Origin of the sequence: Sorangium sp. So ce836 (assembly GCF_028553905.1) — a bacterium.
Lineage (GTDB): Bacteria > Myxococcota_A > Polyangia > Polyangiales > Polyangiaceae > Sorangium > Sorangium cellulosum_D.
This window is the reverse complement of the sequence record NZ_CP102233.1, coordinates 9,021,414-9,035,035: the sequence shown is the minus strand read 5'-3', so window position 1 is coordinate 9,035,035 and position 13,622 is coordinate 9,021,414. Positions and strand designations below refer to the sequence as shown.

Below are 13,622 nucleotides of genomic sequence, written 5' to 3'. Positions count from 1 at the left end.
TCGCAGTCTCAGAGGGCGACGAACCGGTCGCGGCAGATCAGCGGCCGGTACAGCGGCGCGATCAGGCTGGCCCCGGCCGCGCGCCGCAGCGCCGCGGGCGTCATGCCGGCGTACCGGCGCACGGCGCGGCACAGGTGGCTCTGATCGGCGAACCCGGCGTCGGCGCTCAGCGCGGCCCAGGACAGGCCCTCGTCGAAATGCTCCAGCGCGCGCTGGAAGCGCCGGATGCCCTTCATCTCGCGCAGCGTCACCCCGTGGTGGCGCTGCAGCAGCCGCTCCGACTGGCGCAGCGAGACGCCGAGCGCGCGGGCGAGGCCAGCCGCGTCCCGATCGACGAGCCCCGCGTCGCGCAGCGCGGGGGCCGGCGCTGCCGCGCGCGGCGGCAGCGCGGCCGCCCAGCGCCGCACCGAGAGCAGGCGGCCGTGCGGCGTGCCCTCGCGCCGCACGGCCGAGAGCAGCCCCGCCACCCGGGCCGCGCCGATCGCGTCGCGCAGATCGATGCGGCGGTCGACGAGGCGCCCGGCGTCGAGGCCGAACCACGCCGGGATCACCCACGCCTCGAGCAGGACGATCACGGCGTGCAGCTCGGCCGGCAGCCGGTAGCCGAACGGCCGCGTCGCGACCCCGGACAGCCAGACCGCGCCGCCCGCCCGGTCGTCGCGCTCGCTCTGGATCTCGCCGACCAGGCCGATGCTCAGGACCGCGTGCAGCGACGGCAGCGCGCGCGGCGCCGGCGGCCCCCACGACGCGACGCTCCCCGCCACGTCGACGAGCCCGGTGATCCCGGGCTGGCCGGCGCCGGGCGCGGCGTGCGCGAGGAGCGGCGACGCGCGGCGTTCGCGGGCGGCGGTGGCGAGCCTCGATGTCGACATCGTTCAATACGCGCCGGCCGCCGGTGATCACCTTGCGCCGGCGCCGCGGACGTCGGCGCCGATCGTGAGGAGCGAAGCGCATGAAGGCAATCGGAATCCATCGCCACGGCGACGCCTCGCAGCTCGTGCCGCTGGAGCTGCCCGACCCGGCGCCGGGGCCGCATCAGGTGCGGGTGCGGGTGATCGCGTCGTCGATCAACCCGGCGGACGTGCGGGCGCGCTCGCCGTCGCCCGGGCCGCGCCGCATCGAGCGGCAGCTCCCGCTGGTGCTCGGCTACGACGTCTCCGGCGTGGTCGACGCGGTCGGCCCCGGCGTCGAGGGGTTCGCGGTCGGCGACGAGGTGTTCGGCTCGCCCAGCCTGTTCGGGCAGGGCGCGAACGCCGAGCTGGCCGTGATCGACAGCCGCACCATCGCCCGCAAGCCGCCGGCCCTGTCGCACGAGGAGGCCGCGTGCCTGTCGCTCGCCGGCGTCACGGCCTGGGAATGCCTCGCCCGCGCGCAGCCCGCGGCCGGCGCCACGGTGCTGATCACCGCGGGCGCCGGCGGGGTGGGGCACCTGATGCTCCAGCTCGCCCGGCACCTCGGGCTGCGCGCCGTGGCGACCGCCAGCCGGCCCGCGTCGACGGCGCTGTGCCGCGAGCTCGGCGCCGCGGTCGTGCTCGATCACGCCACGCAGGACGTCGGGCAGGCCTGCCGGGACCTGACCGGCGGGGCGGGCGTCGCGGCGGCGTTCGACAACGCCGGCGGCAGCGCGCTGGATCAGGCGCTCGACGCGGTGGCCCCGATGGGCACCGTGGTGAGCATCGTGCCGACGCCGGCGCCGGTCGCGGATCGGCTCTTCATGAAGGCGGCGTCGCTCGTCTATCACGTGATGGGGGCCGCCTCGCTGTGGCGGCTCGACCCGCACGCGCAGGGCCGCGCGCTGGCCGCGGTCGCGGCGCTGGCGGCGCAAGGCCACGTCCGGCCCGTCGTCAGCGCGACCTACCCGGTGCGCGACCTCGCGCAGGCCCACCGCGCCATCGAGTCGGCGCGCACCGTCGGAAAGATCGCGATCCGCGTGGAAGACGGCTTCTGAGCCGCGGGGCCCTTGCCTTTGCCCCGCTACGCCGGCTCAGTTCGGAGGCGGGATGAAGACGCCCGGACAGGGCTCGTCGCCGAAGACCCTGACGCCGAGCCGATACATCGTGATCTTCGGGTTGGGCGCCCAGTTCCAGCTGGCTCCGGCGTACGAGTAGTCGTTCGCCTCATTGAAATCCTGCCAGCTGGACGCGTGGAACGCGACGCGGAACTGCTCTGTGGTGCCCGAGGGCGCCAGCGTGATCTCCGGGATCACCACATCGACGTAGTGGGTCGCGTTCGCGCACCCGCCGCCGGGCACCTCATGGAAGGTCATCGCCGGCGTGGTCGAGCAGCCCCAGCACTCCGCCGCGAGCGTGCCAGGCGGCTCCTTGGTGAAATAATACCGCACCGTCGTATTCCAGAGGAAGAGGCTGTCGGTCCCGGTATTGCGCACCTGGATCCCCGGCGTCACCCAGTTCGGCTGCGGCGTGTGCTCGTCGTACAGCACCTCCAGCCGGCAGTCCGCCGGGCAGGACGAGGTGCTCTCGCCGGTGCTGCAGACGCCGTCGCCGCAGGAGCAATCGGCCGCGCACGAGGACGGGCTCTCGAGCGGGCCGCACGCGCCGTCGCCGCAGGAGCACACGTCGGACACCGTCATTTCGCACATGGCCTGGACCGCCAGGTGGGCGTAGGTCACGTCCTCGCCGCGGCATCCGTCGTCTGCGCACTGCTTCGGGCGCACGCAGCCGGCGCCGTTCGGGTCGGGCTCGAAATCCGCCGCGCCGCGCACCAGGATGCCCACGAGCTCGTGCGTGGCGAGATCGAACACGCCCGAGCCCGAGTTGCCCACGAACGTGTCCAGGTTCGCGACGAAGAACTCGGGGTCGCTCGCATCGCGGATGTTGGCGCCGTCGGCCAGCTTGAGCGGCAGTCCGCGGGGGAAGCCGTGCACGATGAGGTCGGTCTCCTCGTCCAGCGGCGCGCTCGACGCGCGCACGTCCGCGGGCTGCCGCCCCACCACCGGCCGGTCCAGGCGCACGACCGTGTAGTCCGCTCCGCTCGGGTCCCGGTACCACGTGATGAAGTCCACGCAGCGGTAGAGGTCGTCGCTGGTGATCTGGTTGAGCTGGCCGGTGGACGGGTTGATGGCGTAATCGAAGACGAAGCGGCTGTCGGCGCAGTTGTTGATGCAATGCCCGGCCGTCAGCACCAGGTCGTCGTCGATCAGCGTGCCGCTGCAGTCGGCGAGCGCCGGCTGGGTGGCGAAGCGCTCGTCGGGGCACACGTCGTCGCGCCCGATCCAGTCGGGCCCGGCGATCTGGATGTCGTTCGGGTCCGAGGCGTCGACCGCCGAGGTGGGGACCAGGGCCACGGTGAAATCCAGCACGCGCTGCGCCCACACGGGATCCGAGTACGTGAACGGCTCCTCCCGGTCGTCGTCGCCGTAGATGACCTCGGAGCGGATCTCCCCTGTGGCCTCGTCATCGACCGGCGTCCCGCAAGCCACGCCGGTCCCGGCGAACACGAGACCCGTGCAAGCGATCAATCGAAATATCTTCATGGCAAACTCCCGAGTTTCAATGCAAGGACATCGAATGCGCTGCGAGGCGCCCTCCGCGGCCGTGCCGCGAGGGCGCTCCTCGGCAGCGCGCGTCGACCCGAGGCGCAAGGAAGCGAGTCGAGCCGCCGCGCGAGCCCGCGAGGAGGGCGGCGCGGCGCGGGGATCAACTAGCGATCTCGAACGGCTGCATCAACGCTCGATCCGGCCCCGAGCACGAATCTGACATCTTACGGATACTGACGCGCTCAAGCTTCGTAAGACACGAGAGCTGGTCAGCGTCGGACTCTAGTTTCCCCGGCGGCGCGGTCCCAATGGATATGCGGCATGGGCCTCATGCACACCGTGCATCGGGTTTGCCCTCACGCCGGCGTGGCCAACGTCGTCCCCGCGGAGATCCCCGGACTCGCTACGTACGGTTCCGGGCGTCGAGGAGCCGCGCCGCCTGCGACAGGAGGTAGCTCTGCTCCGGGAGGTTCGTCGTGCGGCCGGCCGCCCTCCGGTAGTGCGCTATCGCCGCCTCGTGATCCCCGGCCCGCTCCAGGAGGTGCGCGCGGGCGGCGTCGAGGCGGTGATGGCCCGCGAGGCGCGGGTCGGCGTCGAGCGATCCCAGCAGCTCGAGCCCCGCCTCGGGGCCGCGCACCATGGCCGTCGCGATCGCGCGGCTGAGCGCCGCCATGGGGTTGTCGGACATCCCGAGGAGCAGGTCGTACAGCGCCAGGATCTGCGGCCAGTCCGTGTCCTCGGCGCGCGCCGCCTCGTCGTGCACCGCCGCGATAGCGGCCTGCACCTGGTAAACGCCGATCGAGCCCCGGGACAGCGCCGCGGTCACGAGCGCGACGCCCTCGGCGATGGCGCCCTGATCCCACAGGCTCCGATCCTGGTCGGCGAGCGGGATCAGCTGGCCCTCGGGCCCGGTCCGCGCCGCGCGCCGCGCGTCGGTCAGGAGCATCAGCGCGAGCAGGCCCGCGACCTCGCCGTCGTCCGGCAGGAGCGCGTGCACGGCGCGCGTCAGGCGGATCGCCTCGCTCGACAGATCGTCGCGGTGCAGCGCGGGGCCGGAGCTCGTCGTGTAGCCCTCGTTGAAGATCAGGTAGAGCACGTGCAGCACGGCGCCGAGCCGCGCCGAGCGCTCCTCCGACGTGGCCTCCGACGTGGCCTCCGACGTGCGCGGCGCGGGCATCTGGAACGGCACGCCGGACGCCTTGATCGTCTGCTTGGCGCGGCTGATCCGCTGCGCCATGGTCGCCTCGGGGACCAGGAACGCCCTGGCGATCTCGCCCGTCGTCAGGCCGCCGACGGCGCGCAGGGTCAGCGCGATCGCGGAGGACGGCGACAGCGCGGGGTGGCAGCACATGAAGAGCAGGGTGAGCGTGTCGTCCTGCTCCACCGCCTCGTCGCTGTCGGCGGCGAGGACGATCTGCTGCTCCGGCGGCACGAGGCTGACCACGAACGCCTCGCGGCGCCGGCGGGCGGCCTCGCTGCGGACGTGATCGGTGATGCGCCGCGACGCCACCTGGATCAGCCAGGCGCGCGGCTCGTCGGGCACGCCGTCCCGCGGCCACTGGGTGGCCGCCGCGACGAGCGCCTCCTGGACCGCGTCCTCGGCGGCGCCGAAGTCGCGGAATCGACGGAGGACGGCGCCGAGCACCTGCGGCGCGAGGTCGCGCAGCAGGCGCTCGGCCCCGGTGTCCCGCGGCCGTGAGGTCAAGGCAGCTCTTGGGGGGGCGGCGCGCTCATCACCTCTCGCACCTCGATCGCCAGGTTGAGCGGCGCGCCGCCGGGGCCGGGCGCGGCGGACGCCTGGGCGGCGAGCTCGTAGGCGCGCTCGGGGCTGTCGACGTCCACGATCCAGTACCCGGCGAGGAACTCCTTGGTCTCCGGGAACACACCGTCGGTGATGGGCTTGCCGTCCTTGCCGGCGCGCACGAGCCTGGCCTGCTCCGGCCCCGCCAGGCCCTCGGCCGCCACGAGCTCCCCCGACGCGCTGAGCTGCTGGTGGAAGCGCTTCATGAAGGCGATGTGCGCCTGGAAGTCCTTCTGAGGCCAGCTGGCGACCTGGTAGGGACCGCCGTGCGGGGTGTGCATCATCATGATGTATTTCATGGCCGACTCCTTCTCATCGCGGGCGCCCCGGGGATCGGGGCGCGTTCATGGGGAGGTCGGAGCCGAGGGCGGGGTCTCGACATCCCGGGCGACGATAGCGAAGAATTTTTTGGACCGACACGGGGTCTAAAGTGGGTAAGTGTAGGTGTCGTGCGTGGCGGCGGGCTTCGTCGGCGGCGCTCGCCGCGCCATCAAGAGCATCATCGCTCCCTCGCTGGCCGATCACGTCCTCCGCGAGGCGGTGCGGTTCTCCGACGAGGTGAGGCGCGCCGGGTGAGGCCCCGCGGCCCTCCACCCGCCGGCTGCCCTCGACGAGCGAGCATGGACAGCCCGCTCAGACGCGAAGAAGGGCGACAGCGCGCCGCCTCGCCCGGCCGGGTGGACATCCGATGAGGCCCGCACAAGATGTCGCGCGGGCATAAGGCGGTGCGCGACTCCGATCGTTCATCGTCTGCAGCGGATTCAACGCGGAGGGGGGGACCATGGGGTCGACGAGAAGAATTCAGGCAATCCTCGCATTCGGCGTGCTGGCGGCCTTCGCTGGCGCGACGCGCGCGGCCAGCGCAGAGGAAGCGGCGTCGGGCGGAGCCGCTGGGGATGGTCAGCCTCGGGCTGCTGAGGAGACGGACTCCGAGACCATCGACAGCTCCAGGCAGTCCTTCCCGTGGTCGTGGTATTGCAGGCAGAGGTGCCAGCGTGCGCTTAGTTTCTGCGTGGCGTACCGGCTTGCTCCGCCGTACGCGTGCTATCAGCGTTACTGGAGGTGCTTGGCGAGCTGTCGTCCCTGGCCGGGGCCGTTCTCCGGCAGATAGCCTCGCTGCGGGGGAGCAGGGCCGGCGCGCTCGGCCTGCCCGGCGTGCGGCGTCTGTACAGCGACGACCGGCCGAGGTTACCCTGCGCAGGCCCGGCGGTCGTCGATCGCTGGGCGCGGCGTCGAGGCCGCATGCGAGGTAGCCATGGAACTGACGTTGATCGACGAGGGCGGTGTGAAGTTCGTGGAAGGCGTGCCGGACCAGGCCTTCATGTCGAGCGACCGCGACGTCAATTGCCTGCTAGAGGCCTGTTTCTCGGACGGCGTGCGGTGCGCCCTCCTCTACGCGGCGAACCTGCCGGCCGCCTTCTTCGACCTGAGCTCGCGGGAGGCCGGCGAGATCCTGCAGAAGCTGAGGAATTACTGGGTCCGGCTCGCGGTCGTGTGTCCCCCGGGGGGGCCGGGCTTCAGCAGCCGTTTCGGTGAGATGCTGGCCGAGGAGCGCCGCGGCGCGTATTTCGGTGTGTTCGAGACGCGCGACGCCGCCGTCGAATGGATCCGCCGGACGTCGGATGCAGAGCAGGCCTGACGCGCGGCGATGATCCGGGCGGGCGTCGCGCGCGCGCCAGCCCGCAACCTGGCTCAGCGCTGCTGCAGCTGCGCGACAAGGTCCTCGAGGCGATCGTAGCTGAGGGCCGCGCCGTGCTCCATGCCGGACGCGATGACCGCGTCGCGCACTTCCTTCGACGGATAGCGCGTCGTGGTCGTGACGCGCGTCTTGCCGCCCTCGTCGGTGAGCACCGATGTCACCAGCGAGACGGTGTCCGGATACATCTCGAAGATCTCGGTGTACACGAGCCGGCTCGGCGGCGTGATCTCCTTGTACTCGCCGTGGAAGGCGGCCTCGCCGTGGGGGTGGCGGTTCACGAAGCGCCACGCGCCGCCCGGGCGAAGGTCGATCTCACAGACGGGCACCGAGTAGCCCGTGCCCAGGCAGCCCCACCACCGCTTCACGTGCTCGGGCTTCGTCATCGCCTCGAACACGAGGTGCCTCGGCGCATTGAACAGGCGTGTCATGAGGATCTCCTGTTCCGACGGCGTCGTGACCTGGAAGCTGTCCTTGTTTGCTGCGCTGGTTGCGACCATGGCTCTTCTCCTCCTGCGCTGTCCGTCCCTGAACGTGGTGCTCCGCAGATGGGCCGGCACCTATATTAAACCGAAAGGTTAATTAACCTTTCGGTTAATTACATCGCCGTTCCCTGCTTGTCAAGGCGGGACGCCAGGAGCGGCGCGCCCGGGGCCGAGGGGCCGATGGGGGCGCGGGTGGCCGCTGCCTCCCTGGATGCGCGGGCGGCTGCTGCCTACCTCAGCGGCGCGGGCGGCCGCCGCCTACCGCGATGCGCGCGGGGAGGGCGCGCCGCGCTCCTCCTCCTCCTCCGCGGTTGCGCTCTCCCCCGCCTCCAGGAGCGCCCGGGCCGCGCGCTCCGCCTCCGGCGCCGTCAGGCCTTGCGCCGCGCCGGCCCGCGCCACCGCCCGCCGGAACCTCGCCCGGGCGTTCGTGTGCTCCACGCTGATGAGCACGAGGCTCAGGATCGCCAGCCCGGCGCTGGCGCCCGGGCTCGGTACCGACCACGCCAGGCACCCGATCGCCACCGTCAGCAGCACGCTGCACAGCACCATCGACTCGCCCAGCGCGCGCGACCCGTCCGCCATGGCCTGCGCCAGCGCCCGCGCCGCCGCCGGCTGGACCTCCTCGCCGCCCTCGCGGCCGTCCTCCAGGGCCGCGCCCGCGTCCGGCTCGCTCGACATCGACCCGCTCCCCGCCGGCGGCAACGCAGCCGCCCCGGCGACCAGACCCCCCGCGCCGGGGCGGCCCTCCGCTCCCGCGTTCATCCTCGTGCTCGGGCCCCACGTCGACATGCTCCACTCCCTGCTCCGACGCGCGGAGCGCCTCTGACCTTCGTCCGTGGCTCGGTCCACCGCTCCAGGCCGGGCGCGCGGCGCCGAGCCGCCCGCGCGCCCCGCCGCCCCGCGCTCACGACGCGCCTGCCGGCGCCTCCGGCCGGAGCAGCGGCGGCGCCGGCTGCTGCCGTCGCGCCGCGAACACGCTCGCCCTGGCCGCGGGCTCGTCCAGCGACTCCAGCGCCTCGGCCACGGTCGAGAACACCCGGCCGCCGGTGAACGCCTGGAGGAGCCCCGCCTCCTGCAGCCGCTCCGCCACGCGATCCGAGGCCCGCGACAGGAGCGCCCGCGTCCCCTGCTCGCGCAGCCGCCCGAGCAACGCCCGGAACGCCTCGATGCCCGTGCAGTCGATGAGCGGCACCCCCGCGAGATCGAACACGAGGTGCCGCGGCAGCGGCCCCCCTTCGGCCAGCGACCTGATCTCCGTGTGCGACGCGAAGAAGATCGGCCCCTCCACCCGCACCACCGCGACGGGCGGCGTCGGCCCGAGCGACCGGCGCGCCGGCAGCTCGAGCAGCCGCGGCATCTCCGCCGGCTCGTCGGCCGCCGTCACCAGCGACACGTCCACCCGCCGCTGCATGTGGGCGAAGTGCACCAGCGACAGCACCAGGCCCATCAGCACCCCGCCGACGAAATCGGTCACGACGATCGACGCGGCCGTCGCCACGAACACGAACGCCTCGAACCGCGAGACACGCCACATGAGCCGCACCTGCTGCCAGTTGATCAGCCGGTAGCCGACCACGAGCAGGATGCCGGCGAGCCCCGAGAGCGGCAGCCGCTCCACGAACGGCCGCGCCAGGTACAGGAGCCCGAGCAGCGTCACCGACTGCGTGAGCGCCGCGAGCCGCGTCGTCGCCCCGCACTGGAGCGCCGCCGACGACCGCACGATCGCGCCCGCGACCGGCATCCCGCCGATCATCGAGCTCGCCATGTTGGCCACCCCCTGCGCCATCAGCTCCTGCTCGCTCGAGTGGCGCTTCGCGTTGCTCTGCGCGTCGATCGCCACCGCCGACAGCAGCGAGTCGATCGACGCGAGCAGCGCCAGCGCGATCGCCTCGGGCAGGATCGCGATGAGCTCGAGGCGGTCGAACGCCGGCAGCGAGGGCGCGGGGAACGACGCCGAGATCGGCCCGACCGACGCCGTGCCGATGCCGAGCGCGCTCACGGCGAGGACCGCCGCCCCGAGGCCGATGAGCCCGCCAGGGAGCCGCCGGTGCAGCTTCGGCAAGAGCACCGTCGCCGCGACGACCAGCGCGCCGAGGCCGACGGCGAACGGATCGACGTGCGCGAGCCAGCCCGTCCCCGGCAGCGAGGACGCGAGCCGCATCTCCGCCGGCAGGCCCAAGAGCCGCGGGAGCTGCGAGTTGAAGACCAGGAGCCCCACCGCGGCCATGAAGCCGCCGATCACCGAGACGGGGATCATGTGGATGAGCCGACCCACCCGCGCGACGCCCATGAGCACCTGGAGGACGCCGCACAGGAACGTCGCGCATAAGAGCCCGTGCGGCCCGTGCCGCTGCAAGATCTCGAAGGTCAGCGGCACCAGCGCCACCTCGGGCCCCGTGACCTGCAGCCGAGATCCGCCGAAGAGCGCCGCGATCACGCCGGTCACCGCGCCCGTGATGAGCCCGGCGCTCGCGGGTAATCCGCACGCCAGCGCGAGCGCGAGGTTCAGCGGCAGCGCCACGAAGGCCACGGTCAGCCCGCTCAGCAGGTTGTCCGCGAGGCTCCTGGGAGCGACCATTTCCTTCCAGGAGGTCACCGTGTCTGCCCACATCGAACGCCAGAAGTTCGGCTGGGCCGTCGTTGTCAGAGTAGACGAGGGGGTCATGGCGCGCCGCAATTCACGCGATGTGCCAGGCCCGCGCCTCGCTCGGATCCCGCGTCCCCGCGCGCTGCCGCCGTCCGGCGTCTGGATCCGCCGACACCCGCTTGGGGGGCCCGACCGACGGTGTCGGCGGTCTCCCACAGGGAAGCGCCTGACGTCTCGCGTGTTCGAAAAATTGTGGAATGTCGGCGGCTCGTGCGTTCGATGACGCGCGAGATCATAGTCGGGGTCTCGCATGCGCCTCCTGACCCGACTCGTGCTGTCTCACACCGCTCCGGTGCTCGTGATGCTGGTCGCCCTCGGCATGGTCCTCGGGTCGCTCGCCAAGATCACCTCGTCGCTGCAGAACCTCTTGAGCGACGAGACCGAGGAGCTCCGGCGCGAGGCGGCGCTCCACCACGCCGCCTGGGCGATGGGGCTCGCGATGCGGCGCGGCCAGGAGGCGTGCTCGCGCGGCGCGCCGTGGGACGAGGTCGCCCCGATCCTCCGCACGCGCATCGCCGCGCTGAAGGCGGAGATCGGCGACCCCGCCTTGCTCCCGTCGGACCCGATGCTCCCGTCGATCGACGGCCACCTCCAGCTCGCGCAGCGCGCCCTCGACGGGGGCACGTGCGGCCACCTCACCGACCCCGACGTCCAGCACGAGCGCGTGCGCCTCGACGAGCAGCTCACGGACGCGTGGGTCCTGCGCATCGGCGAGCTCCAGGCCCGCGTCCGCTCCAAGGAGGAGGACGCCCGCGGCGCCAGCGCCTCGGCGCTCTCGAACGGCCTCGCCATCGCCATCGCCGCCTGCGTCGTCGCCGCGCTCCTCGCGCACCGGATCGCGCGCACCGTCACCGAGCCGCTCGCGGCCATCGCCACGCAGGCGCAGCGCCTCGGCAAGGGCCAGTTCGACGCGGCCGCCGAGGTGCGCGGCCCCGCCGAGGTGCGCGACCTCGCCCTGGAGATCGAGACGATGCGCAGGCGCCTCGCCGAGATCGAGACGCTCAAGCAGGGCTTCCTCGCCTCCGTCTCCCACGAGCTGCGCACCCCGCTCACGAAGATCCGCGAGGCGATCTCCCTGCTCGAGGACGGCGTCGGCGGGGGCGCGCTGAGCGAGCGTCAGACCCGCATCCTCCACATCGCCCGCGTCGCCTGCGAGCGCGAGATCCGCATGGTGACCACCCTGCTCGACCTCTCCCGCCTCAGCGCCGGCTCCCCCATCCGCCTCCAGGACGGCTCCTCCATCGACGATCTGATCCGCAGCGCCGTGCGCGACGAGGAGGCGGAGGCGCGCGAGCGCGGCGTCACCATCGAGGTCGAGACGCCGGGCGACGTCCCCCCGTGCAGCCTCGACGTGGCCCTGGTCGAGCGCGCCGTCGCGAACCTGGTGCGCAACGCCGCCTCCGTCTCCAGGCCCGGCCAGCAGGTGCTCGTGCGGCGCGAGCTGGTCGAGGACACGAGGGGCGGCCGGTCCGGCCGGCGGGTGATGATCAGCGTCACCGATCAGGGCCCCGGCGTCCCCGGGGAGATCCGGCAGTCGCTCTTCGAGGAGTTCAAGACGCAGCCGGTCGCGAACTCCCCGAAGCGCGTCGGCATCGGCCTCGGCCTGGCCCTCTCCCGCAAGATCGCCCGCGCCCACGGCGGCGATCTGGAGCTCGACGATCACGCCGCGAGCGCCGCCGCCGGCGCGGCCCAGGGCGACCGCGCCGCGGGGGCCACCTTCCGCCTCTGGCTGCCGCTCTCGACCGAGCGATCTTCCGAGCAAGCCGCCGCTGCGCTACACCCCCTTCCCGCGGTTCCATGAGCCCTGCCCGAAAGCCCCACGTGGTCATCGTCGACGACGAGCCGCACCTCTGCGAGCTGCTCGCCTTCCGCCTCGAGCACCACGGCTACCGGGTCACCACGGAGCTGACCGGCGCCGGGGGCATCGCCGCCCTCTCCCGCGAGCCCGTCGACGCGATGATCGTCGATCTCCGCCTCGACGACTGCGACGGGCTCGACGTGCTCAGCGAGGTGCAGAAGCGCTCCCCCGACGTGCCCGTGGTCATCCTCACGGCCCACGGCACCATCGAGATCGCCGTCGAGGCGATGAGGCGGGGCGCGTACGGCTTCCTCACGAAGCCGTTCCACGACCTCGATCTGCTCCAGAAGCTCGCGCACGCGGTCGAGAGCAGCTCGCTCCGCCGCGAGGTCGCCGGCCTGCGCCGCATCATCGGCGCCCAGAGCGACGAGCTGCGCCTGCTCGGGACGAGCGACCGCATCGCCGCCGTCCGCGAGATCATCTCCCGCGTCGCCCCCACCGACGCCACCGTCCTCCTGCTCGGCGAGTCCGGCACCGGCAAGGAGCTCGCGGCGCGCTCGCTCCACGGCCTCTCGCAGCGCCGCGGCAAGCCGTTCGTCGCGGTCAACTGCAGCGCCCTGCCGGCCGAGCTCCTGGAGAGCGAGCTGTTCGGCTACGTGCGCGGCGCGTTCACCGGCGCCACGCGCGACAAGGAGGGCCTCTTCGCCTCCGCCAACGGGGGCACCCTCCTGCTCGACGAGATCGGCGACGCCCCTCCCGCGGTCCAGGTGAAGCTCCTCCGCGTGCTGCAGGAGCGCCGCATCACCCGCGTCGGCTCGCTGAACGAGGAAGAGGTCGACGTCCGCGTCGTCGCCGCGACCAACCGCGATCTCCTCACCGAGGTCCGCGACGGCCGCTTCCGCGAGGATCTCTTCTATCGCCTGCACGTCGTCCCCATCGTCATGCCCCCGCTCCGCGAGCGGGTGGAGGACATCCCCCTGCTCTGCGAGGTGTTCCTCTCCCGCGCTGCCGCCCGCCACGGCCTCTCCGAGCCAAAGCTCTCCCCCGAGGCCCTGCGCGTGCTCCTCGCGCACCCCTGGCCCGGCAACGTCCGCGAGCTCGCCAACGTCATGGAAGGCGCCGTCCTGCTCTGCCGCGGCGAGCGCCTGCAGCCGCAGGACCTCAGCACGCTGCTCGTCCCCCCCGCCCGCAAGCTGGACGGCTGGTCGAGCGGCGCGGAGCCCGAGGACGCCGAGCCGCCGGGCATCCCGGACGCCGCGGGCGAGGTCCTGTCGGTGGCCTTCGGCGATCCCGGCTCGGCGCTCCCGTCGCTCAAGGAGGCGCGCGACACGTTCGAGCGCGCCTACCTCGTCGAGGTGCTCCGCCGCGCCAACGGCAACGTCAGCGCGGCCGCGAAGCTCTCCGGCAGGAACCGGACGGACTTCTACGACCTCCTCCGCAAGCACGGTCTCTCCTCCGCCAGCTTCAAGGAGTGACGCCGCGCGCGGGCGCGGCGCGCGGCGCCCGGCAGCGCCGCTATCGGGGCGTGTCGTCGCCGGCGGGGTGATCGATGAGGTAACGCCAGGTCCCGTCGAGCTGCTTTCGCACGGCTTCTTTGACGTCCATACGTGACCTCCAGCGCGACAGAGCCTCTGACGAACTCATCCGTTGAAGCGCGCTCGAGCCGCGCAGCGCGGGGCGCCGGAGGCCGCCGGGCCAT

Annotated in this window: 12 protein-coding genes; 5 read left to right on the top strand and 7 right to left on the bottom strand. The window is 72.8% G+C overall.

The annotated features are described in order from the left end of the window. Positions 1 to 8: 8 nt before the first annotated feature. Positions 9 to 872 (bottom strand): helix-turn-helix domain-containing protein, encoded by an 864-nt coding sequence (locus tag NQZ70_RS32655; protein WP_129577725.1) that lies wholly within the window; start codon positions 870 to 872, stop codon positions 9 to 11. A gap of 80 nt (positions 873 to 952) precedes the next feature. Between NQZ70_RS32655 and NQZ70_RS32650 the strand changes: the two genes are divergently transcribed. Continuing rightward, positions 953 to 1,948, top strand: coding sequence for an NADP-dependent oxidoreductase (locus NQZ70_RS32650; protein ID WP_129577724.1), 996 nt, complete (start codon positions 953 to 955; stop codon positions 1,946 to 1,948). Between the two features lie 36 nt (positions 1,949 to 1,984). Here NQZ70_RS32650 and NQZ70_RS32645 read toward each other — a convergent pair whose 3' ends face one another. From NQZ70_RS32645 to NQZ70_RS32635, 3 genes are all read right to left on the bottom strand, one after another. Further along, complete coding sequence (locus tag NQZ70_RS32645) at positions 1,985 to 3,478, bottom strand: trypsin-like peptidase domain-containing protein (protein ID WP_207217547.1); 1,494 nt, start codon at positions 3,476 to 3,478, stop codon at positions 1,985 to 1,987. 421 nt (positions 3,479 to 3,899) lie between these two features. Next, positions 3,900 to 5,201 (bottom strand): RNA polymerase sigma factor, encoded by a 1,302-nt coding sequence (locus tag NQZ70_RS32640; protein ID WP_129577722.1) that lies wholly within the window; start codon positions 5,199 to 5,201, stop codon positions 3,900 to 3,902. Continuing rightward, positions 5,198 to 5,596 (bottom strand): YciI family protein, encoded by a 399-nt coding sequence (locus NQZ70_RS32635; RefSeq protein WP_129577721.1) that lies wholly within the window; start codon positions 5,594 to 5,596, stop codon positions 5,198 to 5,200. The genes NQZ70_RS32640 and NQZ70_RS32635 overlap by 4 nt, the downstream gene beginning before the upstream one ends. A 154-nt stretch (positions 5,597 to 5,750) precedes the next feature. Between NQZ70_RS32635 and NQZ70_RS32630 the strand changes: the two genes are divergently transcribed. Further along, entirely contained in the window at positions 5,751 to 5,873 is a 123-nt protein-coding gene (locus NQZ70_RS32630; RefSeq protein WP_237244249.1) for a DUF2935 domain-containing protein, read from the top strand. 691 nt (positions 5,874 to 6,564) lie between these two features. Continuing rightward, complete coding sequence (locus NQZ70_RS32625; protein ID WP_129577720.1) at positions 6,565 to 6,936, top strand: DUF4180 domain-containing protein; 372 nt, start codon at positions 6,565 to 6,567, stop codon at positions 6,934 to 6,936. Between the two features lie 53 nt (positions 6,937 to 6,989). On the opposite strand, the gene NQZ70_RS32620 is transcribed toward NQZ70_RS32625, so the two are convergent. The 3 genes from NQZ70_RS32620 to NQZ70_RS32610 all read right to left on the bottom strand — a co-directional run bounded on the left by NQZ70_RS32620 (position 6,990) and on the right by NQZ70_RS32610 (position 10,074). Then, positions 6,990 to 7,493, bottom strand: a complete 504-nt coding sequence (locus NQZ70_RS32620) for an SRPBCC family protein (protein WP_129577719.1) — start codon at positions 7,491 to 7,493, stop codon at positions 6,990 to 6,992. Between the two features lie 243 nt (positions 7,494 to 7,736). Next, positions 7,737 to 8,267 carry a hypothetical protein gene (locus NQZ70_RS32615; RefSeq protein ID WP_129577718.1) on the bottom strand — a complete coding sequence of 177 codons (531 nt, stop codon included), beginning with the start codon at positions 8,265 to 8,267 and terminating at the stop codon, positions 7,737 to 7,739. Positions 8,268 to 8,382: 115 nt separating this feature from the next. After that, positions 8,383 to 10,074: a SulP family inorganic anion transporter gene (locus NQZ70_RS32610; protein WP_207217546.1), complete on the bottom strand. Its 1,692-nt coding sequence runs from the start codon at positions 10,072 to 10,074 to the stop codon at positions 8,383 to 8,385. A 301-nt stretch (positions 10,075 to 10,375) separates the two neighbouring features. Here NQZ70_RS32610 and NQZ70_RS32605 point away from each other — a divergent pair, with 301 nt between their 5' ends. Then, entirely contained in the window at positions 10,376 to 11,926 is a 1,551-nt protein-coding gene (locus tag NQZ70_RS32605; RefSeq protein ID WP_129577716.1) for a HAMP domain-containing sensor histidine kinase, read from the top strand. Then, positions 11,923 to 13,398 (top strand): sigma-54 dependent transcriptional regulator, encoded by a 1,476-nt coding sequence (locus tag NQZ70_RS32600; protein ID WP_129577715.1) that lies wholly within the window; start codon positions 11,923 to 11,925, stop codon positions 13,396 to 13,398. The genes NQZ70_RS32605 and NQZ70_RS32600 overlap by 4 nt, the downstream gene beginning before the upstream one ends. The last annotated feature ends 224 nt before the right edge of the window (positions 13,399 to 13,622 follow it).

Bases quoted from the DNA above. Each gene is read 5' to 3' on its own strand.
- NQZ70_RS32655 (WP_129577725.1), bottom strand. From the start codon at position 872: ATGTCGACATCGAGGCTCGCCACCGCCGCCCGCGAACGCCGCGCGTCG.
- NQZ70_RS32650 (WP_129577724.1), top strand. From the start codon at position 953: ATGAAGGCAATCGGAATCCATCGCCACGGCGACGCCTCGCAGCTCGTG.
- NQZ70_RS32635 (WP_129577721.1), bottom strand. From the start codon at position 5,596: ATGAAATACATCATGATGATGCACACCCCGCACGGCGGTCCCTACCAG.
- NQZ70_RS32620 (WP_129577719.1), bottom strand. From the start codon at position 7,493: ATGGTCGCAACCAGCGCAGCAAACAAGGACAGCTTCCAGGTCACGACG.
- NQZ70_RS32615 (WP_129577718.1), bottom strand. From the start codon at position 8,267: ATGTCGACGTGGGGCCCGAGCACGAGGATGAACGCGGGAGCGGAGGGC.
- NQZ70_RS32605 (WP_129577716.1), top strand. From the start codon at position 10,376: ATGCGCCTCCTGACCCGACTCGTGCTGTCTCACACCGCTCCGGTGCTC.
- NQZ70_RS32600 (WP_129577715.1), top strand. From the start codon at position 11,923: ATGAGCCCTGCCCGAAAGCCCCACGTGGTCATCGTCGACGACGAGCCG.